The sequence below is a fragment of the Pseudomonas amygdali genome, assembly GCF_002699855.1.
Classification (GTDB): domain Bacteria; phylum Pseudomonadota; class Gammaproteobacteria; order Pseudomonadales; family Pseudomonadaceae; genus Aquipseudomonas; species Aquipseudomonas amygdali.
The window spans coordinates 1-25,893 of sequence record NZ_LKBW01000304.1; the positions used below are offsets into that span (position 1 = coordinate 1).

Sequence of the window (25,893 nt, forward strand, 5' to 3'; positions counted from 1 at the left end):
CTCTAGCTACATGTTATGCCCGAACACAAAATTTCTGACAGTCTCTTTTGTTCGAATACCCCAGATACTTTCCAACTCGCCACATCGTGGAAGCAAAACGAATCCCACCCTATTTGTGGGAAAAAGTCATTCCCGATGTAAGGCGCTTGATCAACATGTGTAAGCCCGATCCTTAATTATAAAAATGTAACTAAAAGGTATTTCCGCGCACGACACACAGTGACATCTCTCCCTGCCGCATTAATAAAAGTCATACCCCTATAAAGATCATTCACCGAAATGGCTTCCTTGGTGGGGCTACCCTGCATTTTTCCGTCTCTACGATAACCGCACCGGCGAATTGCTCTCGGAAACCGAGATTCATGATCTGGAGTCGGCAGGCGGGCCAATGTCTTGGGGCGGTGGGTCAGGAATGGCCTATGCAGGAATGGCCTATGCCGGAATGATCCCCATCGGGCCGAATGTCCCTGACTGTATGGGAGATCGGCCACCACACGTGGTGCGCCCCAGAAATGAAGTCGCCATCGACTTGCACTGCCTGTTTGGCAGCCTACATTGCCATCGCACTCAGCCTATGGACCGCGTCGCAATGGTGGGAAAAAGGCTTGGCGGAAAGGTCGGGTGACCCGATCATCAGCCCTGATGGCTGCTACCGACTCGAAACATTTAAACCATTCTGGGTACTGCCGAATATGTTTCATCGCAAGCCTCATCCGGACGAAGACGTACCGCCTAAATGGTTCCCGCTGTGGGCTACCCTGGCTTTTATCGGCTGCCTGACAATCGCAACGGTGAACTGATTTCAGAGAACAGGATTTATGATCTTGAAACAGCAGGATGGGGAGAAGAGTCGGGTTTCGTCTACGCAGGAATGATCCTCATCGGGCCGAACGTCTCTGATTGCGTCGGTGATCAACCTGCCATTCCTTGAATCCCCGACGACCTTTCACCCATCCTCGCGCGCACCAAAATAAAAGCGGAACCGAATCCACATATCGACCACCCATCCAGACAGTTAGGAAAACCTCCCGTTCAAGCAGGGAAACGTTTCAGGCACCTGCCACAGCTGACTCACCAACGGAAGCAAACCGCGAGTCAGCAACGTAGCCCCCGTTATGCCCCCGAGCAAACACGCCTGCCCCGTGCCGCCCTGGCAGTTTGAAGAAGTGTCGCCTGCAGCCTCTTGGCGTCATGGCGACAGCCCTTCAAACACGTTTTACGCACCACCGAATGTGCAGTGTCGATTACTACCACCACCTGTATTGATCTGTCGAACTTGATATCTGAGCCGATGGAGCCCGCTCATGACCTTAAGAATCAATACTCGTTCTGCTACCCCGGTTGTACCTCTGGAAACAGGATCTTCGTCGCAGCCGGCAGTACCGTCTGTCACGGCAAGACCGACTGAGCCTCCGCCAGTCGCCAATCCTTCTGCACCTAAATCAGCGCCAGGTGTTCAGCAAACTCACGGGCTGAAGACGCGCATCGCTGGCAAGCTTTCCGAGCGTCAGACCAATTTCAGTCTCGGTATTCCCGGCACCGGTCGTACTTTAAACCGGCCCTTGCGCAGCGGGATTCCGGAGGAAGGTGAGCACCTATCGAGCGAGGAGAAACACGATCCGTTGCTAAAAGAAGCGCATGAACTGCAGCGCATGGTCGATTCGGCGCTGACCCACCTGAAGGCGGCGCCGACGTCTCTCTGGGAGCGCCCCGCCCCTTCAACGGTAAGGGGTATTACCACCAAGGTTTTTCCGTGGCTAAAGCCTGCCCCGCTACGCGAGGTCGCCAGCAATGGCAGCAACGCCAAGACCAAGGCCGATAAATCACAGCAGAGCCCTGAAACCATCGCAGCGGCGGTGAAAGAGTTGAGCACCCGGCTGGATCATCAGAGCAAGGTGCTCGCCACAGCCACCCTCGCATTGGTCGCTGCGCGCGAGCATCTTGAATCGCTCGAACAGGCCACCCCGCCCACGTCGACCGAACGACTGGACCATGCCAGGGCTCGCGTTCAACAGGCCGACTCCACCACCCGCCTGGCCAGCCAGCAACTTCGGGAGCTGATTCAGGGCACAGAGGTACTGCAACTGGGCGCGCTGAGTGAGGGGCAGGATCAGGTTAAACAGAAAGCCGAGTTCTCTCAGCAGTGGCTGGGCGAGTTGCGCACACGCATGCAGGCGCTGGATGTCCGTTTCGCCGACCGGCACGCTGCCATCGAAATCGAACTGCAACTCAAGGTGGCAGAGACTCGTGAGCTGATTTCACTCGATCACGACATGACCGCGGCCGAGCACACGGCCGCGCACGCCAATACGCAGCTTTCTGCGTTGCGCGCCCAGCGACAGGAGACGCCCGAAGGGTCAGACGAAGCCGCCAGGCTGGACACCGCCATTGGACAGACGCTTGCAACGCGTTCACAGGCCATGCAAACACATCAGCAACTGGCAAAAAGACTGGTGCGGGTCGATGCCGATGTTGCGCGCCTGAACGACGAGCTGGGCGAGATTCATCAGCGAATCGCGATCGTCAATGACGAGCGCTTTGCACTCAAGACACTTGATCAGAAACTGCCCGCATCAGACCAGGTCACCACGCCTGCAGAGGGCGAGGTCCAAGAACGAATCGATAAAACCGCTCTCAAGAACGTCCGCGAGCAGTACCTCGCCAGTCAGATCAGTCAAGCGCACGCTTTTGTAGCAACCGGTGCGGATGAAATTCAAGCGGCCCTGCAACGTATCGGCGATCGCCTGCAAGGCACGCCGCCACCCACATCGCTGCCAGCCTTCGCGGTTATCGAGGTAATAACGTCGGCGCTGGCAGACGTGACGGGCAATGACGCCACACGTGCCAACCGTGTGCTCGACGTACTGAGCCAGCACCCACTGGAACATTGGCCACGCGTTGCCGAAGAAATGTCGAAGTCGGTCAGGACCCGCAGCGCCACAAACAACAGCATTCAGCAGGACACGCTCAACCTCTGTCGAAAACTGGCAACTGTGCCGCGTGGCATGGAAATGCTGCAAGTGCTCTCCAGCGATGGCACTGCACCGATAGTGGCCGAGCGGGCCAAGCCTTTGCGCGTGTTCTGGAATGCCGATGAAGCGCAGCAGAAAGAGCCCGACGGCAAGGTCAAGGCATGGCTGCAAACCGCCAAACAGGTGGCGCGCAGCAAGCTGGATGGAGACGAGAAGTCGTTCGACGATGTTGATCACGCCGCCTTCAACGCGGTTCGTAACGGTTATTTCAGCAACGCTCCCGGCACGCCCTATGCGCAGCATGACCAGCGCCTGAAAAAAGCGACGATGGAATGGGTCATGCGCGCCGTGGCGGCCAATACCCCGGAGCAAGCAACAGCAACTGCCCCAGCGAAAAGCTCGTTACCACGCCGCCTGGTCCCCACGCTGAACAAAACACCCTTTGCTAAATCGACGCTGGATCGGGCCTACTCGGTGGGCGAAAGCATGGGCCTGCAATCGCCCAGAAAGCAGGTTGATCAGGTGATTTCTGCGCGTATCAGCATGCTGGAAGAAACCCTGAAAAACGCCAAGGGTGCACCAGGACTGCAACTTGAAATCTCGGCCGCCCACGCCATGCTCGATCACCTCAAATCTCTGGAAAAGAAAGGCACTCACCTGTCGCAGGTGACGCTTAAAAACCGCGATGGCAAATCGATGCAAAGCCTGCTCAAGGCCCGCGTTCAACAGCAGCGGCTATCACAGATATGGGATAAGCCGGACGCGAACGGCAAGCGCGCAGTCAACGTACTGCACAAAGCTCAGCACATCGAACTGCCGCCGCTGTACAGCGAACTGGCGAACAGCAAGCTGTCGGTCTACGAGGCAATCAATCGCGTGGATGAGCACCTGCGCGAGATATTGCCGCCAGCGCTGCAGCCTGCTCAGTCTGTTGAAGAGGTGCTTGATCAGGACTTGAACGCGGCGATAAAACTGCTGAAAACACGGCATTTGAGCGAGAAAAGCGACATTGTGACGTTTTTCAAGCCGTTCATTCTTGAAAGCCGCCTGCGCGACCGGCTTCGGCTGGGCGGCGGAGGCACGCTGGGCGTAGGCTTGCCGTCGCTGCCCTACAGCTTGATATCGCCCATCGTGTCACCGATCTTTTCGGCAGAGAAATCTCGCAGTGACGAAGCGTTTGCCCAGTTGTTCATGCCGATTCTGGGGATGGAAATGTCCTTCGGCAAAGCACGAACCGAAGCCGCCGAGGTCACCATCGGTGTGGCGGCAGGAAGCGCGGTTGCAGAGGGTGTGGGGATACAGGCTGCGCTCACTGGCCGCTTTACCGCTCAGGAAACCCAAACCAGCTCGACCCTCATGCGCTTTTTCCGCACCCGTCACAAGGACGATGAAATGCGCGGCAACATGCTGACCGCGCTGGACAGCATGGTGCGCTGGGACATCATCGACCCGCAAAAGGGCCAGCGCTACGCCGGGCCGCTGGAAGCCATACTGGCGCGTAACCCGGAGGTCTCTGTCAGCCAGATAGATGCGACGTCCAGCACCCGGAACGTCGCGGCGCGTGTGGCATTGCGCGTCCCGGCGGTACGTTTCAAGGATGGCGCAAGCGATGCCTCTCAAACCCTGACGCCGGAACCTTCGGTGTACGTCGAAGCGGATCGAATCAAGGAAACACGCACGGAAACCGGCGGATTCATCAGCGTTGTCGGCGCCAAGGGTGACACTGCTCAGCAACGGGCGGGGGTCACCGCCAACCTGAACTTCGCGCCGATTGCCAGCTCGGCCACGTCAGTAGAAAAAGGTGCCAACCATGGGGTTCAGGGTCAGGGGCTGGGTTTGCAACTGGGCATGTCCCGAGACCTGGCCTGGGCGCTGGAAAAGAACGAAATATCGCCCTTCCTGATTGGCGACAAACAGGACGCCGATCTGGACCGGCACTACTCCACGCCGCGCGACATGCAGGCCGAAATCACCGCCAACCGCGATCTGTGGTTGATGCGTTGCATCGAAACACTGGAGCCGGATGAGACAGGCAACAAAAACACCCCCGACAACCGCCTGCGCGCGGCTATACACCTTGACGCTTTCGAGGCGACAATCAAACGTCTGGGCAAGGACAGCAAGTATTGCCAGTACAACGTCAATTACTCGATGAAGGGCCGGGCAGGCGCCGAAATAGACGGCTATCGCGGCATTCCGGCTGTGGCTTTGCAGCGCGGGGATGTGCAGGCAGCGGAGAAGGCCCAGCAGGCCATTGACGATATTTTGCTGACCAAAGAAACCTGGCAACCACTGATGTTGATCGTTCGTGAACGGGCACGGGACTCAACCGTTGTCGGCTGGCGTAACCTGCTGCGTTGGCAGAAGCTCTCCAATATCGACGGTCAGCGCACTGCAGCGCAGTTTCCGCCGCCATGAAAACGGGGATCGACACGCTGGTCATTCAACTGTACGACTAACGCGTCAATTCATTCCCAGCTCACGCTTTACCAGCTTCACCAGCTGCTTGGTGTTAAGCGGCTTGAGCAGGAAGTCCACCACGTTCAAGTGCATGGCATCGATGGCATCGCGCACGTTGGCATCGCCGGAGACGATAATGATCGGCAGTTCGGCGCGATCCGACTCCCTTACCTTGCGGATCAGGTCCAGCCCGTCGAAAGGTGCCATGCGCAAATCGGTAATCAGCAGTCCGATGGACTGACGCGTCTGGATCATTTCGAGCGCGCTGTCGCCACCGGGTGCGGTCATGCAACTGATGTCATTGAGGCTCAGAATTTCGGCCAGCAGCTCGCGCGCGTCGCTGTCGTCATCGACGATCAGAACTCGTTGCGGTGCGTCACGGGCGGGCGTGAGCATGACCTCATGGAGGGCATTGCGCTCTTCATCGCTCAAAATGTCGTGGTCAATCATTGCAGTCTCATCATTCCCTGAACTAATCCGACAGCAGATATGGATAAATCTGCGATGCATTTCGTCGGCATCCTGGCCAGTCTTCGCTCGCAATCCATTGCGTTCGTCAAATCAGTTACGCCGCAGCAGGCACGGCACTGTCACTCGGTTCAAGCGTAAGACTTACGTCCAATGGGCACCTGGCTGCAAGCGGCCGACCATGAGCACCAATAACAAGAACGCGGAACAGGCCATGAGCAAGGCAGATGCTTTCACCCAGGCAGGCAAGACAGCCGTGCTACAGAACATACACGGCACCATGCAGTTTCTGCAAAAATTCCCGCCTTTCAACCAGATGGAAAACGCGCATCTGGCGTACCTCGTAGAGCAGTGTCAGCTCCGGTTCTATGCTGCGGATGAAAGCATCATCAAGCCTGGCGATGGCCCGGTAGAGCACTTTTACATCGTCAAGCAGGGGCGAATCGTCGGTGAACGTCCGCATTCTGCCAAAGGCGGCACAGAAACAACATTTGAAATTACCACTGGCGAGTGTTTTCCACTTGCGGCCCTGCTGGGCGAGCGTGCCACTCGCACTGAACACCTGGCTGCAGAAGACACCTTCTGCCTGCAATTGAACAAGCAGGCGTTCATCAAGCTATTCGCGCTTTCCACAACGTTTCGCGACTTTGCCCTGCGTGGTGTCAGCAGCCTGCTGGATCAGGTCAATCAGCAGGTCCAGCAGCGCGCCGCTGAAACCCTGGGCACGCAGTATTCCCTGAATACACGTCTGGGCGAACTGGCCATGCGTCACCCGGTGATGTGCAGCCCTGAAACACCCATGCGCGACGCGGTGAAACTGATGCATGAACAGCAGGTAGGCAGCATCGTGATTGTCGACGAGCAGCAGGCCCCGCTGGGGATTTTTACCCTGCGCGACCTGCGTGAGGCAGTTGCCGATGTGAATGCCGATTTCAGCGCGCCGGTCAGACGCACCATGAGCCTGTCGCCGTTCCATCTGAGCCCGGACGCCAGCGCATTCGACGCGGCCATCGCCATGACCGGACGTCACATCGCCCACGTGTGCCTGGTCAGAGACGGGCGATTGTGTGGCGTGGTATCGGAGCGCGATTTGTTTTCCTTGCAACGGGTCGACCTGGTCCACCTGGCACGGACCATCCGCAATGCGCCGCGTATCGAGGCGCTCGCCGGTTTGAGGGGCGATATCATCCAGTTGGTCGACCGCATGCTGGCCCATGGTGCCTCTTCGACCCAGATAACCCAGATCATTACCCTGCTCAATGACCACACCGTGTGCCGCGTGATCGAGCTGACGCTTGCAGAAAATGGCGACCCCGGCATTGCATTCAGCTGGCTGTGCTTTGGTAGCGAAGGCCGTCGCGAGCAGACGCTGCATACCGATCAGGACAACGGCATTCTGTTTGAAGCCAGCGATGCGGCGGAGGCAGAGCAGATCCGCACGTTATTGTTGCCGATTGCCGAACGTATCAATCAGAGCCTGGCACAGTGCGGTTTTACCCTGTGCAAGGGCAACATCATGGCCGGCAATCCCGACCTGTGCCTGTCCCGGCTTGAGTGGTCACAGCGCTTTGCAGCCTTTATTCGCGAGGCAACTCCGGAGAACCTGCTGGCATCGAGTATCTATTTCGGTCTGCGCGTGGTCTGGGGCGATGAGAGCGGCGGCGAGCAACTGCGCCGCGGCATTCTTGATCAGGTAGCAGACAACAAGCTGTTCCAGCGCATGATGGCCGAGAACGCACTGCGCCAAAGGCCGCCGGTGGGCCGCTTCAAGGATTTCGTCCTGGCGCGCAAAGGCAGCGAAAAAGACACCCTGGACCTCAAGACCGAAGGCCTGACGCCCTTTGTCGACGGTGCGCGCCTGCTGGCGCTTGCCAATGGTGTCGGCGTCAACAATACCCAGGAACGCCTGCGCCAACTGGTCGAACGTGAAGTCATCGACCCCCTGGATGGCGCTGCGTATGAAGAGGCGTACCACTTCATTCAGCAGACACGCATGCAGCAACATCAATTGCAAAGCCGCCAGAACCTTCCTTACTCCAACCGCATCGACCCTGACACGCTCAACCATCTGGACAGACGCATTCTGCGCGAATCGTTTCGCCAGGCGCAGCGGCTGCAAACCAGCCTGACCCTGCGTTATCAACTATGAACCTGTTCGAATGGCTCAAGCCGCGCGCGAAAAAGACACCCTTGCAAGCGCATCAACTGGATCGCCTCAAAAAGCTGCCGGTCTGCGCGAACCTCAGCGACAAGCCTTTGCGCCAACAGCGCTGGGTCGTGCTGGACCTTGAAACCAGCGTCTTGAACATGAACCGCGATCAAGTGCTGTCCATCGGTGCGGTCGTAATTGAAGACGGTGCCATCGATCTGGGTCAACAGTTCGAGCGTACGCTGTTGCGCGTCGACCACAAGGTCAGCCCGGCCGTGCTTATTCATGGTTTGGCGCCCAGTGCGATTGCCGCGGGCAGCGAGCCGGCCGAGGCGTTGCTGGATTTCATGGAGTTCGTCGGCGAAAGCCCGATTCTGGGTTTTCATGCGCCGTTCGATCAGCACATGCTGTCGCGCGCACTGAAAGAAAGCCTGGACTACCGCTTGCGGCATCCGTTTTTCGATGCCGCAGAAATAGCCCCGATGCTCTGTGAACAAGCCAACCTGCGTCACGCAGGGCTGGACGACTGGACGCAGTTTTTTGGCCTGCATGCCGAAGAGCGTCACAACGCCAGCGCTGATGCACTGGTCACCGCAGAGCTGGCGCTGATCCTGTTCAGCCACGCCCGTCGTCAGCAGATCGACAGCCCGCGGCTACTGGAGGAGTGACTCGGGCAATGGCGCAGACGCAAGCAATCGCACTCGTTTTGACTGCGACCTGCACTTAGCTCTGGGAAATGGTCTTGGCGATTACATCCACCGTCGCGTCGACCTGCTCGCGGTAACGCTTGAGCTCGACCTTGTGCAATTGCTCAAGCTCGATTTGCTGCGAACAGAGGTTCAGCGCAGCCAGAACCAGCAGGCGGTCACCGATCAACGTCGGGTATTTGCGCTTGGTGTCGGCCAGCGACGCGTTGAGCATCGCCGCGGCCTTCATGAGGGTCAGGTCTTCACCGGCAGGGGCTTTGACCGAGTACTCATTACCCAGAATGGTGAGAACGGTTACACCGTTGCCATCGACGTTCATGCGCCAACAGCGCTTGCGCTGGTCGCGCGATCAACCAGTGCCTGGATACGGGCGGCGGTGCTGCCCTGCTTCTCTTCCTGCTCCATCAGGCTCAGTTGCAAGTTCTCGTTCTCGTCCTTGGCTTTTGCCAGCTCGGCACCGAGCTGTGCATTTGTGTCTTGAAGGGCCTGGTTCTGTTGCACCAGATCACCGACAAGTTGTTCCAATTGGCTAAGGGAGGCTTCCAACATTTTGATTTCTCAAGAAAATTTCAACGGGCGCGTACGATAAAGAAAAGTCGCTGCGCATGCCAGCGCTCAGGCTTTGATACTGATCTGTCATGACGTTGACATGTCCATAACGTAGACGCGTAGGGGGCTTGTGACTACGTATTCGGAATCCGGTTCCTGCTGTTCGTCAGACCGCCCAGAACTGCGACAAATGCGCGCAGCCAATGGGCAAACTGACATCACCCTAGCCCCCCTCAACCCAGACTTTTCAAGGGTTTGCGCGAATGTCAGCCATATCCAAAGATAACCGTCAGTAATAAGTCGTCAATATTTAGTGCCTGCTGACTCAAGACGTTAGTCGCATGACCGATAGGCAGCCATTCACTGCATTCACTTCACCGTTAAATCGCATGGATTGCGTACCTGACCCTGGAAGCTTTCTATGTCCCTGCGAAATATGAACATCGCGCCCCGAGCGTTTCTTGGATTTGCCATGATCGGCACACTCATGTTGGTTCTGGGTGTATTTGCACTGTCTCAGATGAGCAAGATCCGTGGCGCCACTGAAGTGCTGGCCGATAACAATGTGCCGAGCATCAAGAGCCTTGACCGATTCGCTGAAGTCAGCATTCGTTTGCGCGTTCTGTCCTATCGATTGCTGGTCAACCGCGACCCGGAAACCCAGCAGAAAACCATCGAGTTGATGGCGATGCGCAACAAGCAGATCACTGACGCTCAGGCGATTTACGAGAAGCTCATCAGCGATCCCGACGAGCGCAATCTTTACAGCCAGTACGTACAACTGCTGGGACAATATCGCCAGCTTGAAGAGCGCCTGAAGACCCTGACTCGCGCCAACAAGATCGATGAATTGCAGGGCCTGCTCAATAACGAAATGCTCAACAACTCCGACCAGATGAATGTTGTGCTCAGCAAACTGGTGGAGTTCAACACGGCTCAGTTGAACCAGGTGAAGAAGGATGCGTCCAGCGAGTACGATTCGGCATTCAATCTGGTCGTCGGACTGTTGATAGCTGCCACCCTGTTGACCATCGTGTTTGCCTGGATGCTGATCAAAAGTATTACCACGCCGATTGCCACGGCTCTGCATGCAGCGGAAACCATCGCACAAGGCAACCTGACCCGGCCGATCCAGATCGACGGTACCGATGAAGCCGGTCGTTTGCTGCTGGCCATGAAAACCATGCAGGACAAGCTGCGCGATACGTTGCAGGGAATTTCCGGTTCGGCCACGCAACTGGCCTCGGCTGCTGAAGAGCTCAATGCTGTCACCGACGAAAGCGCACGCGGGCTGGTGCAGCAGAATAACGAAATAGAGCAGGCTGCAACCGCGGTCAACGAGATGACCAGCGCCGTGGAAGAAGTCGCGCGCAATGCCGTCAGCACGTCACAAGCGTCTCGCAATGCTGCGACATCTGCTGGCGACGGTCGTGATCTGGTTCAGGAAACCGTCAGCGCCATCGAACGCATGAGCGGCGATGTGAAAGGTACGGCTGAACTGATCATCAATCTGGCCAGTGAATCGCGTGATATCGGTAAGGTGCTGGACGTGATTCGCGGCCTGGCAGACCAGACCAATCTGCTCGCCCTCAACGCCGCCATCGAGGCTGCACGCGCTGGTGAAGCCGGGCGTGGCTTTGCTGTAGTCGCCGACGAAGTCCGCGCCCTGGCGCACCGCACGCAGCAATCGACCAGTGAAATCGAACGCATGATCGGTAGCATTCAGAGCGGTACAGAGCAGGCAGTGAGTTCGATGCGCAACAGCACCGAACGCGCCGAATCGACGTTGAACATCGCCAAAGGCGCGGGCTTGGCGCTGAACACCATCAACGTTGCAGTCGAAGAGATCAACGAACGCAACATGGTCATCGCCAGTGCTGCCGAAGAGCAGGCGCAAGTCGCTCGCGAAGTGGACCGCAACCTGGTCAACATCCGCGACCTGTCTGCACAATCCACCACGGGCGCCAATCAGACCAGCGCGGCCAGCACCGAGCTATCCCGCCTGGCCGTGGACCTCAACAGCATGGTGTCGCGCTTCGCACTGTAAACACGCGAAAACCCAGCTGGCGTGCCGGCGCTCCGCGTCAGTACGCCGTTCTGGACGCTCCGCGTCCTCTTGCGACGCAGAGCGTCGCGAACTGCATACCACGCTGGATCCCGACTATCGTGCGACGCTCCGCGTCGCATGCCTTTCCGGACGCTCCGCGTCCTCTTGNTGGCGTAGGGCGACTAAAGCCTCACACTCGCAAACGTCGATTCATTACGCGCCTGACTCAACGCCGACATCGGTCCGGACAATGGGGCGAGCACCATTGCCTGCGGGATCGGCATCATGGCGACCTGTTGCGCGGTGTTGGAACCCACGCGCTCGTCACGCGGCGGAATGCCGAAGTATTCGCGGTAGCATTTGGAGAAGTGTGGCGTCGATACGAAGCCGCACACCGACGCCACTTCGATGATCGACATCGGTGTCTGCTTGAGCAGTTGCCGGGCGCGGATCAGGCGCAGTTTCAGGTAGTAGCGCGACGGCGAGCAGTGCAGGTATTTCTGGAACAGTCGCTCCAGCTGCCTGCGCGACACGGCGACGTACACCGCCAGCTCGTCAAGGTCGATCGGCTCTTCAAGATTGGCCTCCATCAACGCCACAATTTCCTGCAGCTTTGGCTGATTGGTACCCAGCATGTGCTTGAGCGGCACGCGCTGATGATCCTGTTCGTTGCGAATGCGCTCGTAGACAAACATCTCGGAAATCGCGGCAGACAATTCACGACCATGATCGCGACTGATCAGGTGCAGCATCATGTCCAATGGCGCCGTGCCACCCGAGCTGGTGAAGCGGTTGCGGTCCAGGGTAAACAGCCGGGTGCTCATCGACACGCGTGGAAAGGCTTCCTGCATTGAAGCCAGACACTCCCAATGCACACTGCAATCGAAGCCATCCAGCAAGCCAGCACACGCCAGCGCCCAACTGCCAGTGCACACCGCGCCGAGGCGACGTGACTGACGTGCCTGGCTCTGCAGCCAGCTCACGTGTTCACGCGTCACGGTGCGCTGAATGCCGACACCACCACAGACGATGACGGTATCGAGTGCCGGAGCCTTGTGCATGGCGGCATCCGGTGTGATCTGCAAACCGTCACTGGCCCACACCTGACCGCCGTCCACGCTCAGCGTGGTCCAGCAATACAACTCGCGGCCCGACAGCTGGTTAGCCATGCGAAGAGGTTCTACCGCCGATGCGAGGGAGATCAGGGTGAAGTTATCCAGCAGCAGAAAGCCGATGGATTGTGGCGCGCGGTTCTGAGGTTGGGCCCCTTGATTGAACGATGTCATCACACTATCTCCTCACATATGGCATTGGTTGGCCCCAGGACAGGCTCTTCTTATAGCCCTCTTCATTGATGGGCTTTGTGATGACATCGCAAATCCCATGCCGGAAATTGATCAGCCATTCAACAACACCTGAAAACGACGTCGCGAAGTGTCTATCCAGCAGCGACCCGAGTGTCTGTTTGCGACGCCAAGGCGCGCTGGCTGCACTCCTGATGAGCAATTCGGTAGCACGCGGGGAAACGTCATGGGGCTAGACGTGCCCCAAGTGCTACTCAAGGCACGCCCTGAAAAATCAGATCGTCAGCGGGTTTTCGCGCTAAAAGGTGGCGGCCATCGAGACGTGTGATCAAAAACCGCGCAGCCATCAAAAGTGATGGTCAGACCTGACGTCACGACCGCACGGGCTGACCCGATAATGAACTTGTCGGCGTTACCCCCCTCCAAAAGACCGCGTTCGCGCAGGCACCGACCTGCCAACCGACCGCTGCCGACCTGCGCAGCGACTGTGTAACGTACTGGCCGTTTTTCAGCAGTCCCAACACTGCAACCGGGCGTGTGTACGATGCAACGAATCTGTAAGCGACCTTGCGCGCACTGGATACGACGCCTCCTGCACTGGATACGACGCCCCCTGTAGGCGTTTGATTTTCCCTGTTACATGATCGGTTCCGACTCGATCGCCCGGCGCAGTGATGGAGCTTCGCGAAAAGCCTCGCCAACCCATAAGCCGCGTCAGCGTTCACCTGCTGATGACTAGAAGAAACTCACAGGAGTCCACCCATGAAAGGTTCCAAATCGTTGCTGTTGGCCGCTACGCTCTGTATGCCGGTGCTTGCTCAGGCAGCCGAGCCAGAGGCCTGTCATACGGTCAACTTCTCCGACGTAGGCTGGACCGATATCACCGTTACTACTGCGGTCACCAGCGCCGTACTCGAGTCCCTGGGTTACACGACCAAGACCACCATGATTTCCGTACCGGTGACCTACAAGTCGCTGGCCGACGGCAAGAACATGGACGTGTTCCTCGGCAACTGGATGCCGACCATGGAAAACGACATCAAGCCGTATCGCGAAGCCGGGACTGTCGAAACCGTGCGTGCCAACCTGGAGAACGCCAAGTACACCCTGGCAGTGCCTCAGGCGCTCTACGACAAAGGCCTGCATGACTTCGCCGACATCGCCAAATTCAAGAAGGAACTGGGCGGCAAGATCTACGGCATCGAGCCCGGCAATGATGGCAATCGCCTGATCCAGAGCATGATCGACAAGAACGCCTTCGGCCTGAAAGATGCAGGCTTCAAGGTTGTAGAGTCCAGCGAAGCCGCAATGCTTTCGCAGGTCGACCGCGCCGTGAAACGCAAGAACGATGTCGTGTTCCTCGGCTGGGAACCGCATCCGATGAACACGCGTTTCAAGATGAAATATCTGACTGGCGGTGATGACTTCTTCGGCCCCAACTATGGCCAGGCGACCATCTACACCAACACCCGCAAAGGCTACAGTCAGGAATGCAGCAACGTAGGTCAGTTGCTCAAGAACCTGTCCTTCACACTGGACATGGAAAGCACCCTGATGGGCAACGTCCTGGACGACAAAATGAAGCCTGATGCCGCCGCCAAGGCGTGGATCAAGAAAAACCCGCAAGTACTCGACACCTGGCTCGCCGGCGTGACCACCGTCGATGGCAAGCCAGGCCTGGAGGCAGCCAAAGCCAAGTTGACCCAGTAAGCCGACAGCAGGCGGGGCTGACCCGCCTGCTGCCCTCTTCACCTTCCGCAAGCGGACACCCGAAATCATGCTGACTGACCATAAAATCCCTCTGGGCGAGTACATCGCCGCATTTGTCGATTGGTTGACGGCCAACGGCGCCGACTACTTCGACGCGATTGCCTCGACACTGGAAATGATGATCCACGGGTTCACTTTCGCGCTGACCTGGTTCAATCCATTCGTACTGATCGGCCTTATCGCCGCCCTCGCGCATTTCATCCAGCGCAAGTGGGGCCTGACGGTTTTCGTCATCCTTTCGTTTCTGCTGATCCTCAACCTGCATTACTGGCAGGAAACCATGGAAACCCTGGCGCAGGTGCTCTTCGCCACGCTGGTGTGTGTCGTCATCGGCGTGCCGCTGGGCATCATTGCCGCGCACAAGCCGCTGTTCTACACCATCATCCGGCCATTGCTCGATCTGATGCAGACTGTTCCCACGTTCGTCTATCTGATCCCGACCCTTACGCTATTCGGTCTGGGCGTGGTGCCCGGCCTGATCTCGACCGTGGTCTTCGCCATTGCTGCACCGATTCGCCTGACGTATCTGGGCATCCGCGATGTACCCCAGGAATTGCTGGACGCCGGCAAGGCCTTCGGCTCGTCGCGCCGCCAGTTGCTGACCCGCATCGAACTGCCCTACGCCATGCCCAGCATCGCTGCCGGGATCACCCAGTGCATCATGCTGTCGTTGTCGATGGTGGTGATTGCCGCGCTGGTCGGTGCCGATGGTCTGGGCAAACCCGTGGTCAACGCACTGAACACAGCCGATATCGCGCTCGGCTTCGAAGCCGGTCTGGCAATCGTATTGCTGGCCATCATGCTCGACCGCATCTGCAAACAACCCGAAGCCAAGGTAGGGTCCGACGCATGAGTATCATCAAATTCGACAAGGTAGACGTCATCTTCTCCAAGGATCCGCGTGAAGCCCTCAAGCTGCTGGACGAAGGCCTCACGCGTGACCAGATTCTGAAGAAAACCGGGCAGATCGTCGGCGTCGAGAACGCCAGTCTGGACATCGAGAAAGGCGAAATCTGCGTGTTGATGGGCTTGTCCGGCTCGGGTAAGTCCAGCCTGTTGCGCTGCATCAACGGTCTCAATACCGTCAGCCGTGGCTCGTTGTTCGTCGAGCATGAAGGCTCGCAGATCAACATCGCCAACTGCAGCGCGGCCGAACTGAAAATGATGCGCACCAAACGCATTGCGATGGTCTTTCAGAAGTTCGCCCTGATGCCCTGGCTGACAGTACGCGAGAACATCAGCTTCGGCCTGGAAATGCAGGGTCGCCCGGAAAAGGAACGACGCAAGCTGGTCGATGAAAAGCTCGAGCTGGTGGGCCTGACCCAGTGGCGCAACAAGAAGCCGGACGAGCTGTCCGGCGGCATGCAGCAGCGAGTCGGGCTGGCCCGCGCACTGGCAATGGATGCCGACATTCTGCTGATGGACGAACCGTTCTCGGCGCTTGACCCGCTCATCCGCCAAGGCTTGCAGGACGAACTGCTGGCCCTGCAAAGCAAGCTGAGCAAGACCATCGTCTTCGTCAGCCACGACCTGGATGAAGCCCTGAAGCTCGGCAGCCGAATCGCGATCATGAAAGATGGCCGCATCGTCCAGTACAGCGTGCCGGAACAGATCGTCCTCAACCCGGCAGATGAATACGTTCGTACCTTCGTTGCGCACACCAATCCACTGAACGTGCTGTGTGGTCGTAGCCTGATGCGCACGGTCGATGAGTGCACGCACGTCAACGATTCGGTGTGCCTGGACCCGAGCGGCGACTCATGGCTCGACCTGGCCGAAGGCAATGTGATCAAGGGCGCACGGCAAGGTGCTACGCCCCTCGATCTGCAGAACTGGACCCCCGGCCAGGACGTCGGCACGCTCGACCGTCGCCCTACCCTGGTGCACTCCAACATCGGCATGCGCGACGCATTGCAGATCCGCTACCAGACCGGCAACAAGCTGGTCCTGCAGGACGGCAATAAAGTGGTCGGCATTCTCGGGGATACCGAGCTGTATCACGCGCTGCTGGGCAAAAACCACTGCTAAGGCCTGAAAATTAAAGTCTGAAACCGACAAGCCCGCTTCCCTGTGCTGGAATCACTCCAGCCGGGAGCGGGCTTTTTCGTTTGCGGCCTCGTCACCGCGCAACGCCTCTTCTGCTATTTCCGTTCCCTTGGCCCCCATGTCGTAAACGCACCTTTGTGTGGCGTCCATAGGCATTTGGCGACTTCGGTCCGGCCCTACCATCGCTCTCAGAGGGCTCTGTTCGGCCCTAACGACAAGTCAGGCGCCGCGCCGCCGCTGGGAGATCCGCGATGTTCAGCAAGCAAGACCAGATCCAGGGTTATGACGACGCACTGTTGTCGGCAATGAACGCCGAGGAGCAGCGTCAGGAAGACCATATCGAGCTGATCGCCTCGGAGAACTACACCAGCAAACGCGTGATGCAGGCGCAGGGCAGCGGCCTGACCAACAAGTACGCAGAGGGCTATCCCGGCAAGCGTTACTACGGCGGCTGCGAGCACGTCGACAAGGTCGAGCAACTTGCCATCGAGCGCGCCAAACAGCTGTTCGGGGCCGATTACGCCAACGTCCAGCCACACTCCGGCAGCCAGGCCAACGCAGCGGTCTATCTGGCGTTGCTGCAGGCAGGCGACACTGTATTGGGCATGAGCCTGGCGCACGGCGGTCATCTGACCCACGGTGCCAAGGTCAGCTTCTCGGGCAAACTCTACAACGCCGTGCAGTACGGCATCGACACCACCACCGGGCTGATCGATTACGACGAAGTCGAACGCATCGCCGTGGAATGCCAGCCGAAAATGATCATTGCCGGTTTCTCGGCCTATTCGAAGACGCTGGATTTTCCGCGCTTCCGTGAAATCGCCGACAAGGTAGGTGCCTACCTGTTTGTCGACATGGCACACGTTGCAGGTCTGGTGGCTGCCGGTCTCTATCCGAACCCGCTGCCGTATGCCGATGTGGTCACCACCACCACGCACAAGACACTGCGCGGCCCACGCGGCGGCCTGATTCTCGCCAAGGCCAACGAAGAGCTGGAGAAGAAATTCAATTCCGCCGTCTTCCCCGGCGGTCAGGGCGGCCCGCTGATGCACGTTATCGCCGCCAAGGCCGTGTGCTTCAAGGAAGCGATGGAGCCAGGTTTCAAGGCTTATCAACAGCAGGTCATCGACAACGCACAAGCGATGGCGCAGGTATTCATCGACCTCGGCTTCGATGTGGTTTCAGGCGGGACCGACAACCATTTGTTTCTGGTCAGCCTGATCCGTCAGGGCCTGACCGGCAAGGACGCCGACGCCGCTCTGGGCCGTGCGCACATCACCGTCAACAAGAACTCGGTGCCCAACGACCCGCAGTCGCCGTTCGTGACCTCCGGTCTGCGCATCGGCACGCCGGCCGTCACCACCCGCGGCTTCAAGGTGACCCAATGCGTCGAGCTGGCAGGCTGGATCTGCGACATTCTCGATAACCTCGGTGATGCCGATGTCGAGGCCAACGTCGCCAGTCAGGTAGCAGACCTGTGCGCCGATTTCCCGGTTTATCGCTGAGTCAGGAGTAGCCTTACATGCAGCATTACTCAGGCTTCGGCCTTCTCAAGCATTCCCTCAGCCATCACGAAAACTGGCAGCGCATGTGGCGCACGCCGACCCCGAAAAAGGTCTACGACGTGGTCATCGTCGGCGGTGGCGGGCACGGTCTGGCGACTGCCTACTATCTGGCCAAGGAGCACGGCATCACCAATGTGGCCGTGGTCGAGAAAGGCTGGCTGGGCGGCGGCAACACCGCACGTAACACCACCATCGTGCGCTCCAACTACCTGTGGGACGAGTCGGCCCACCTTTATGAGCACGCGATGAAACTGTGGGAAGGCCTGTCCCAGGACCTGAACTACAACGTCATGTTTTCCCAGCGCGGCGTCTACAACCTGTGCCACACCTTGCAGGACATGCGCGACTCCGAGCGGCGTGTCAGTGCCAACCGCCTGAACGGTGTAGATGGCGAACTGCTCAACGGCAAGCAGGTCGCAGAGGAAATCCCATACCTGGACTGCTCGAAAAACACCCGCTACCCGATCATCGGCGCAACCGTTCAGCGCCGTGGCGGCGTAGCTCGTCACGACGCAGTGGCCTGGGGCTTTGCGCGTGCCGCCGACGCCCTGGGCGTGGACCTTATCCAGCAGACCGAAGTCATCGGCTTTCGCAAGGAAAACGGCGTGTGCATCGGCGTCGAAACCAACAAGGGTTTCATCGGTGCCAAACGTGTCGGCGTGGTAACCGCCGGTAACTCCGGGCACATGGCCAAACTGGCGGGCTTTCGTCTGCCGATCGAATCACATCCTTTGCAGGCACTGGTCTCCGAGCCGATCAAGCCGATTATCGACAGCGTCATCATGTCCAACGCCGTGCATGGCTACATCAGCCAGTCCGACAAGGGCGACCTGGTGATCGGTGCCGGTATCGACAGCTGGGTCGGTTATGGCCAGCGTGGCTCATACCCGGTGATCGAACACACTATTCAGGCCATCGTCGAGATGTTTCCGGTGCTGTCGCGTGTGCGCATGAACCGCCAGTGGGGCGGCATCGTCGACACCACGCCGGACGCCTGCCCGATCATTTCCAAGACGCCGGTGCCGAACATGTTCTTCAACTGCGGCTGGGGCACAGGCGGCTTCAAGGCCACGCCGGGCTCGGGCAACGTATTTGCCGCCAGCCTGGCCAAGGGCGAGATGCACCCGCTGGCCAAGCCGTTCTCCATCGACCGTTTCCACAACGGCGCGCTCATCGACGAACACGGCGCTGCAGCCGTAGCCCACTAACAGGAGAACCCGACCATGCTGCATATCTTCTGTCCTCACTGTGGCGAACTGCGCTCCGAAGAGGAATTCCACCCGTCCGGCCAGGCGCATATTCCACGCCCGCTGGACCCAGGTGCCTGCACCGATGAGCAATGGGGCGACTACATGTTCTTTCGCGATAACCCGCGCGGCCTGCACCACGAGCTGTGGATACACGCTGCCGGTTGCCGCCAGTACTTCAACATGACGCGCAATACCGTGACCTACGAGATTCTCGAAACCTATCCGATTGGTACGAAGCCGCAGTTCACGGATCAGGGAGACAAGGTATGAGCCAGACCCAGCGCCTGCCCAACGGCGGCCGTATCAATCGCAGCAAGGTGCTCAACTTCACCTTCAACGGCCAGACCTATCAGGGCTTTGAAGGCGACTCGCTGGCCTCTGCCCTGCTGGCCAATGGCGTCGATATCATCGGCCGCAGTTTCAAATACTCCCGCCCGCGCGGCATCTTCGCAGCGGGTTCGGAAGAGCCAAACGCCGTATTGCAGATCGGCGCGACCGAAGCGACGCAAATCCCCAACGTGCGCGCCACGCAACAAGCGCTCTATGCAGGACTGGTCGCCACCAGCACCAACGGCTGGCCAAGCGTGAACACCGACGTCATGGGCATTTTGGGCAAGGTCGGCGGCAAGCTGATGCCACCGGGCTTCTACTACAAAACCTTCATGTACCCGCAATCGTTCTGGATGACTTACGAAAAGTACATCCGCAAGGCTGCGGGCCTGGGGCGCTCGCCGACCGAGAACGATCCGGACAGCTACGACGCGATGAACCAGCACTGTGACGTGCTGATCGTCGGCGCAGGCCCAGCCGGGCTGGCCGCCGCGCTGGCTGCCGGCCGCAGTGGTGCCCGAGTGATCGTTGCGGATGAACAGGAAGAGTTCGGCGGCAGTCTGCTCGACAGCCGTGAAAGTCTCGATGGCAAACCCGCTGCTGAATGGTTGGCTACGGTGGTCGCCGAGCTGAAAAGCCTGCGCAACGTCACATTGCTGCCGCGCGCCACGGTCAACGGCTACCACGATCACAATTTCCTGACCATTCACGAACGTCTGACCGATCACCTCGGTGATCGCGCGCCCATCGGCATGGTTCGCCAACGTATGCACCGGGTACGCGCCAAGCGTGTGGTGCTGGCTGCCGGTACTCACGAGCGCCCGCTGGTTTACGGCAACAACGATGTGCCGGGCAACATGCTGGCCGGCGCCGTTTCGACCTATGTCCGGCGTTACGGCGTAGCACCGGGTAAAAAACTGGTGCTGTCCACCAACAACGACCATGCCTACCGCGTTGCGCTGGACTGGCTCGACGCCAGCCTGCAAGTGGTTGCGATTGCCGATGCGCGGCACAACCCGCGCGGCCCGCTGGTTGAGGAAGCCCGCGCCAAAGGCATTCGCATTCTGACCGGCAGCGCAGTGATTGAAGCCCGTGGCAGCAAACGCGTGACAGCTGCCCGCGTCGCCGCAATCGAGGTCAAGACGCACGCAGTCACCAGCCCCGGCGAATGGCTTGATTGCGATCTGGTGGCCAGCTCTGGCGGCTACAGCCCGATCGTGCACCTGGCCTCGCACTTGGGTGGCAAACCGGTATGGCGTGAAGACATCCTCGGGTTTGTGCCGGGTGAAGCACCGCAGAAACGTATTTGCGTAGGCGGCGTCAATGGTGTCTACAGTCTTGCAGACAGCCTGGCCGATGGTTTTGAAGGTGGCGTGCGCGCGGCCAGCGAAGCAGGCTTCAAGGTGGTCGAAGGCGTGATGCCCAAAGCCCTCAGTCGCGCCGAAGAACCGACACTGGCGCTGTTTCAGGTGCCGCACGAAAAAGGCACCGCACGGGCACCCAAGCAATTCGTCGACCTGCAGAACGACGTGACCGCTGCTGCCATCGAGCTGGCGACCCGTGAAGGCTTCGAGTCGGTCGAGCACGTAAAACGCTACACCGCGCTGGGTTTCGGTACTGATCAGGGCAAGCTGGGCAACGTCAACGGTCTGGCCATCGCCGCCCGTTCACTGAACGTGTCGATCCCGGAAATGGGCACCACCATGTTCCGCCCCAACTACACGCCGGTCACGTTCGGCGCGATAGCCGGGCGTCATTGCAAGCACATCTTCGAACCGGTGCGTTTCACCGCACTGCACGCCTGGCATGTCAAAAACGGTGCCGAATTCGAAGACGTCGGCCAGTGGAAACGCCCGTGGTACTTCCCGAAAAACGGCGAAGACCTGCCCGCAGCCGTCGCTCGCGAATGCAAGGCGGTGCGCGACAGCGTGGGTCTGCTGGACGCTTCGACGCTGGGCAAGATCGACATTCAAGGCCCGGATGCCCGCGAATTCCTCAACCGCATCTACACCAACGCGTGGACCAAACTGGACGTGGGCAAGGCCCGCTACGGCCTGATGTGCAAGGAAGACGGCATGGTCTTCGATGATGGCGTGACTGCCTGCCTCGCCGACAACCACTTCCTGATGACTACCACCACAGGCGGCGCTGCACGCGTCCTGCAATGGCTGGAAATCTATCAGCAGACCGAATGGCCGGACCTGAAAGTGTATTTCACCTCAGTGACCGATCACTGGGCGACGCTGACGCTGTCCGGCCCCAACAGCCGCAAGCTGCTCAGCGAAGTCACTGATATCGACCTGGGCCGTGAAGCCTTCCCGTTCATGACCTGGAAGGAAGGTCTGGTCGCCGGTGTGCCAGCTCGCGTGTTCCGTATCTCGTTTACCGGCGAGCTGTCCTACGAGGTCAACATTCAGGCTGACTACGCCATGGGCGTTCTGGAAAAGATCGCCGAGGCAGGCAAACAGTACAACCTGACGCCTTACGGCACTGAAACCATGCACGTACTGCGCGCCGAAAAGGGCTTCATCATCGTTGGCCAGGACACCGATGGTTCGATGACTCCGGACGACCTGAACATGGGCTGGTGTGTCGGCCGGACCAAGCCATTCTCGTGGATCGGCTGGCGCGGCATGAATCGCGAAGACTGTGTACGAGAACAGCGCAAGCAACTGGTCGGCCTCAAGCCTGTCGACCCGACCAAATGGCTGCCAGAGGGCGCGCAACTGGTGTTCGACACCAAACAGACGATCCCGATGAGCATGGTTGGCCATGTGACTTCCAGCTATGCACACAACTCGCTGGGCTATTCGTTTGCGATGGGCGTGGTCAAAGGCGGCCTGGCGCGCATGGGAGAGCGGGTGTTCGCGCCTCTGGCAGACGGCAGCGTGATCGAAGCCGAGATCGTTTCTTCGGTGTTCTTCGATCCAAAGGGCGAGCGCCAGAATGTCGAGTAAGACGCGGAGCGCCGATCATCAGCAGCACACAGAATTCAAGGCAGGTTATTCATGACCACAGCGAACGTTTACCAGCAGCGCCCGACCACCGACGTCAAAGCCGAGTCGCCGCTGTTCCACGCAAACCTCGACAGCCTGATTGGCAAGGGGCGCGCCAGCCCGGGGGTTTTCCTGCGCGAGAAAAAACTGCTGGGCCATCTGACGATTCGTGGCAATGCCCACGATCCGGCCTTCGCCGCAGGCGTACACAAGGCGCTTGGCATGGAGCTTCCCGCCGCACTGATGCTGGTCATCAGTGGCGAAAGCTCGCTGCAATGGCTTGGCCCGGATGAATGGCTGCTGATCGTGCCGAGCGGCGAAGAGTTCGCGGCAGAGCAAAAGCTGCGCGAGGCGCTGACCGGGCTGCATATCTCCATCGTCAATGTCAGTGGCGGCCAGTCGATCCTCGAACTGACCGGTCCGAAAGTGCGCCAGGTATTGATGAAATCCACCAGCTACGACGTGCACCCGGACAACTTCCCGGTGGGCAAGGCCGTCGGCACGGTGTTCGCCAAGTCGCAACTGGTGATCCGCCGGACCGGTGAAGAAACCTGGGAACTGCTGGTCCGCCGCAGCTTCTCGGATTACTGGTGGCTGTGGTTGCAGGATGCGAGCGCAGAGTACGGGCTGAGCATTCAGGCGTGAAGAGCCGGGAACCGGGGCTGAAACCGCAGCGCCGGTTTCAATGAAGACTCCAGAGGGAGAGGCCTGTGGGAGCGGACTTGTCCGCGAAGACGGTAGTCCAGACGATACATTTCCGGTGAATGTACCGCCCCCTTCGCGAACAAGCGAAGCGTCGCCCGGTACGCTCCCACAAGATTTGTGTATAACGCGGAGCATTGGCACAAGAGTCAGCCGGATCTGTGGATAACGAACATTCAGGAGCTTTGATTCAATGAGCCGCGCGCCCGATACGTGGATTTTGACCGCCGACTGCCCCAGTGTACTGGGCACGGTAGATGCGGTGACCCGCTTCCTGTTCGAGCAGGGCTGCTACGTCACTGAGCACCACTCCTTCGATGATCGCCTGTCAGGGCGTTTCTTCATACGCGTGGAATTTCGTCAGCCCCAGGCTTTCGACGAACAGGCTTTCCGGGCCGGGCTGAGCGAACGAGGCGAAGCCTTCGGCATGATCTTCGAACTCACAGCACCCAACTACCGGCCAAAAGTGGTGATCATGGTTTCAAAAGCCGATCACTGTCTGAACGATCTGCTCTATCGCCAGCGTATCAATCAACTGTCCATGGACGTGGTCGCGGTGGTGTCCAATCACCCGGATCTTGAGCCATTGGCTGGCTGGCACGGTATTCCGTATTACCATTTCCCTCTGGACCCGAACGACAAGCCTGCGCAGGAAGCCAAAGTCTGGCAGGTCATTGAAGAGTCTGGTGCAGAACTGGTGATTCTTGCCCGCTACATGCAGGTCCTGTCTCCGGACCTGTGTCGCAAGCTGGACGGTAAGGCGATCAATATCCACCACTCGTTGCTGCCCGGTTTCAAAGGTGCCAAGCCCTACCATCAGGCTTACAACAAGGGGGTAAAACTGGTCGGAGCCACGGCGCATTACATCAACAACGATCTGGACGAAGGTCCGATCATTGCCCAGGGCGTGGAAGTGGTCGATCACAGCCACTATCCCGAAGACCTGATCGCCAAGGGTCGGGACATCGAAGGACTGACACTGGCCCGTGCGGTCGGTTATCACATCGAACGGCGGGTGTTTCTCAACGCCAACAGGACGGTGGTTTTATAGCTGCAACGGCTTCTCTCTGCTCCACCACAATAAAAGCGAGGTGACATGTATGTCTGGTAATCGCGGTGTAGTGTATCTCGGCGCTGGCAAGGTCGAAGTGCAATCAATTCCTTTCCCGAAAATGGAAGACCCACGCGGCAAGCGCATCGAACACGGCGTGATTCTGCGCGTAGTCTCCACCAATATCTGCGGCTCGGACCAACACATGGTGCGTGGTCGCACGACGGCGCAAACCGGGTTGGTCCTGGGTCATGAAATCACCGGCGAGGTGCTGGAAGCCGGGCGAGACGTGGAACATCTGAAAGTCGGTGATCTGGTTTCTGTGCCGTTCAACGTGGCGTGCGGTCGCTGCCGCAGTTGCAAGGAACAGAACACTGGCGTCTGGCTGACGGTCAACCCGGCCCGCCCCGGCGGTGCATACGGCTACGTCGACATGGGCGACTGGGTCGGCGGTCAGGCTGAATACGTCCTGGTGCCTTACGCTGACTTCAACCTGCTCAAACTGCCAGACCGCGACGCGGCGATGGAGAAAATCCGCGACCTGACCTGCTTGTCCGACATCCTGCCCACCGGCTACCACGGTGCAGTGACTGCCGGGGTTGGCCCTGGCAGCACGGTTTACGTAGCAGGCGCTGGCCCGGTCGGCCTGGCTGCGGCGGCGTCAGCACGCTTGTTGGGCGCGGCGGTGGTAATCGTCGGCGACGTCAACCCGAAACGCCTGGTCCACGCCAAGGCCCAAGGCTTCGAAATTGCTGACCTGTCCCTGGACACGCCACTGCACGAACAGATCGCTGCCCTGCTCGGCGAGCCTGAAGTGGATTGCGCCATCGACGCCGTAGGCTTCGAAGCTCGCGGCCACGGTCACGCCGGAGCACAGGCCGAAGCACCCGCCACCGTTCTCAACTCGTTGATGGGCGTAGTGCGCGTCGCAGGCAAGATCGGCATCCCCGGCCTGTACGTCACCGAAGACCCAGGTGCCGTAGACGCTGCCGCAAAAATGGGCAGCCTGAGCATTCGCTTCGGCCTGGGCTGGGCCAAATCCCACAGCTTCCACACCGGCCAGACCCCGGTCATGAAATACAACCGCCAGCTGATGCAGGCAATCATGTGGGACCGCATCAAGATCGCCGACATAGTGGGTGTCGAGGTGATCAGTCTGGATGAGGCTCCGCGGGGTTATGGGGAGTTTGATGCGGGCGTGCCGAAGAAGTTTGTGATTGATCCGCATCGGTTGTTTGGTGCTGTGTAGGCATCTAATAGCAAATGGGTTTATTGACTAATTACGTCAGCAGATTCAAGAGCGGGGAATGCTCTCTCACATCTGCTGGCGTATTAATCTTAACTCTTCTTCAGCATTAGAAATTTTAAGGGCTAATTTGTAAGAGGGTGGCGTCGATAGATCCTGAATAGGGTTAGCGAGGTTTTTCTGCGATTTCTTGTATTGTTGAACCAGAGGGAGTATCAGTTTTTTTGTGTTCGGGCTGGTTAGGGCCTGCCGTCAGGCAGGCCCTTGTTTTACCAGCTCGG

Annotated in this window: 18 protein-coding genes and 3 pseudogenes; 17 read left to right on the forward strand and 4 right to left on the reverse strand. The window is 58.9% G+C overall.

Annotated features, from left to right (window positions below):
• Window positions 1-274: 274 nt before the first annotated feature.
• From AO277_RS29335 to AO277_RS24205, 3 genes and pseudogenes are all read left to right on the forward strand, one after another.
• Window positions 275-490 (forward strand): annotated as a pseudogene (locus AO277_RS29335) (hypothetical protein); the annotation flags it as partial.
• A 22-nt stretch (window positions 491-512) separates the two neighbouring features.
• Window positions 513-931 (forward strand): annotated as a pseudogene (locus AO277_RS24200) (hypothetical protein).
• A gap of 721 nt (window positions 932-1,652) precedes the next feature.
• A complete protein-coding gene (locus AO277_RS24205) occupies window positions 1,653-5,390 on the forward strand; it encodes a coiled-coil domain-containing protein (RefSeq protein WP_180273463.1) in 3,738 nt (1,245 codons plus the stop codon).
• 45 nt (window positions 5,391-5,435) lie between these two features.
• Here AO277_RS24205 and AO277_RS24210 read toward each other — a convergent pair whose 3' ends face one another.
• The gene (locus tag AO277_RS24210) at window positions 5,436-5,882 is read right to left on the reverse strand and encodes a response regulator (protein ID WP_002555590.1); all 447 of its coding nucleotides are present in this window, start codon (window positions 5,880-5,882) and stop codon (window positions 5,436-5,438) included.
• A gap of 232 nt (window positions 5,883-6,114) precedes the next feature.
• Here AO277_RS24210 and AO277_RS24215 point away from each other — a divergent pair, with 232 nt between their 5' ends.
• A complete protein-coding gene (locus tag AO277_RS24215; protein ID WP_044319007.1) occupies window positions 6,115-8,049 on the forward strand; it encodes a putative nucleotidyltransferase substrate binding domain-containing protein in 1,935 nt (644 codons plus the stop codon).
• Window positions 8,046-8,717: a 3'-5' exonuclease gene (locus AO277_RS24220; protein WP_044319005.1), complete on the forward strand. Its 672-nt coding sequence runs from the start codon at window positions 8,046-8,048 to the stop codon at window positions 8,715-8,717. Before AO277_RS24215 ends, AO277_RS24220 begins: the two co-directional genes overlap by 4 nt.
• A gap of 55 nt (window positions 8,718-8,772) precedes the next feature.
• Here AO277_RS24220 and AO277_RS24225 read toward each other — a convergent pair whose 3' ends face one another.
• Window positions 8,773-9,075, reverse strand: coding sequence for a cell division protein ZapA (locus AO277_RS24225; protein WP_005735052.1), 303 nt, complete (start codon window positions 9,073-9,075; stop codon window positions 8,773-8,775).
• Window positions 9,072-9,305 carry a hypothetical protein gene (locus tag AO277_RS24230; RefSeq protein ID WP_002555595.1) on the reverse strand — a complete coding sequence of 78 codons (234 nt, stop codon included), beginning with the start codon at window positions 9,303-9,305 and terminating at the stop codon, window positions 9,072-9,074. The genes AO277_RS24225 and AO277_RS24230 overlap by 4 nt, the downstream gene beginning before the upstream one ends.
• Before the next feature lie 487 nt (window positions 9,306-9,792).
• Here AO277_RS24230 and AO277_RS29925 point away from each other — a divergent pair.
• A pseudogene (locus tag AO277_RS29925) lies at window positions 9,793-10,221 on the forward strand (MCP four helix bundle domain-containing protein); the annotation flags it as partial.
• Complete coding sequence (locus tag AO277_RS24235) at window positions 10,222-11,352, forward strand: methyl-accepting chemotaxis protein (protein WP_404940567.1); 1,131 nt, start codon at window positions 10,222-10,224, stop codon at window positions 11,350-11,352. It begins immediately after the preceding pseudogene.
• A gap of 182 nt (window positions 11,353-11,534) precedes the next feature.
• Here the strand turns inward: AO277_RS24235 and gbdR are convergent, their stop codons facing one another.
• A complete protein-coding gene (gbdR, locus tag AO277_RS24240; protein WP_044319004.1) occupies window positions 11,535-12,638 on the reverse strand; it encodes a choline metabolism transcriptional regulator GbdR in 1,104 nt (367 codons plus the stop codon).
• Window positions 12,639-13,418: 780 nt separating this feature from the next.
• On the opposite strand from gbdR, the gene AO277_RS24250 reads away from it, so the two are divergent.
• From AO277_RS24250 to fdhA, 10 genes are all read left to right on the forward strand, one after another.
• Window positions 13,419-14,366 carry a choline ABC transporter substrate-binding protein gene (locus AO277_RS24250; RefSeq protein WP_002555598.1) on the forward strand — a complete coding sequence of 316 codons (948 nt, stop codon included), beginning with the start codon at window positions 13,419-13,421 and terminating at the stop codon, window positions 14,364-14,366.
• Between the two features lie 64 nt (window positions 14,367-14,430).
• Window positions 14,431-15,279 carry a choline ABC transporter permease subunit gene (choW, locus tag AO277_RS24255; RefSeq protein ID WP_170846044.1) on the forward strand — a complete coding sequence of 283 codons (849 nt, stop codon included), beginning with the start codon at window positions 14,431-14,433 and terminating at the stop codon, window positions 15,277-15,279.
• Window positions 15,276-16,454: a choline ABC transporter ATP-binding protein gene (gene choV / locus AO277_RS24260; RefSeq protein ID WP_044319003.1), complete on the forward strand. Its 1,179-nt coding sequence runs from the start codon at window positions 15,276-15,278 to the stop codon at window positions 16,452-16,454. Before choW ends, choV begins: the two co-directional genes overlap by 4 nt.
• 269 nt (window positions 16,455-16,723) lie before the next feature.
• A complete protein-coding gene (gene glyA / locus AO277_RS24265) occupies window positions 16,724-17,977 on the forward strand; it encodes a serine hydroxymethyltransferase (RefSeq protein ID WP_044319002.1) in 1,254 nt (417 codons plus the stop codon).
• 17 nt (window positions 17,978-17,994) lie between these two features.
• On the forward strand, window positions 17,995-19,245 hold the full coding sequence (locus AO277_RS24270; protein ID WP_002555602.1) for a sarcosine oxidase subunit beta family protein: 1,251 nt from the start codon (window positions 17,995-17,997) through the stop codon (window positions 19,243-19,245).
• 15 nt (window positions 19,246-19,260) lie between these two features.
• Window positions 19,261-19,557: a sarcosine oxidase subunit delta gene (locus AO277_RS24275; protein WP_002555603.1), complete on the forward strand. Its 297-nt coding sequence runs from the start codon at window positions 19,261-19,263 to the stop codon at window positions 19,555-19,557.
• On the forward strand, window positions 19,554-22,574 hold the full coding sequence (locus AO277_RS24280) for a sarcosine oxidase subunit alpha (protein WP_044319001.1): 3,021 nt from the start codon (window positions 19,554-19,556) through the stop codon (window positions 22,572-22,574). The genes AO277_RS24275 and AO277_RS24280 overlap by 4 nt, the downstream gene beginning before the upstream one ends.
• A gap of 51 nt (window positions 22,575-22,625) precedes the next feature.
• Window positions 22,626-23,258 carry a sarcosine oxidase subunit gamma gene (locus tag AO277_RS24285; protein ID WP_004655930.1) on the forward strand — a complete coding sequence of 211 codons (633 nt, stop codon included), beginning with the start codon at window positions 22,626-22,628 and terminating at the stop codon, window positions 23,256-23,258.
• Window positions 23,259-23,508: 250 nt separating this feature from the next.
• Window positions 23,509-24,366: a formyltetrahydrofolate deformylase gene (gene purU / locus AO277_RS24295; RefSeq protein WP_004655932.1), complete on the forward strand. Its 858-nt coding sequence runs from the start codon at window positions 23,509-23,511 to the stop codon at window positions 24,364-24,366.
• Between the two features lie 49 nt (window positions 24,367-24,415).
• Window positions 24,416-25,615, forward strand: a complete 1,200-nt coding sequence (gene fdhA, locus AO277_RS24300; protein ID WP_044319000.1) for a formaldehyde dehydrogenase, glutathione-independent — start codon at window positions 24,416-24,418, stop codon at window positions 25,613-25,615.
• Window positions 25,616-25,893 lie beyond the last annotated feature (278 nt).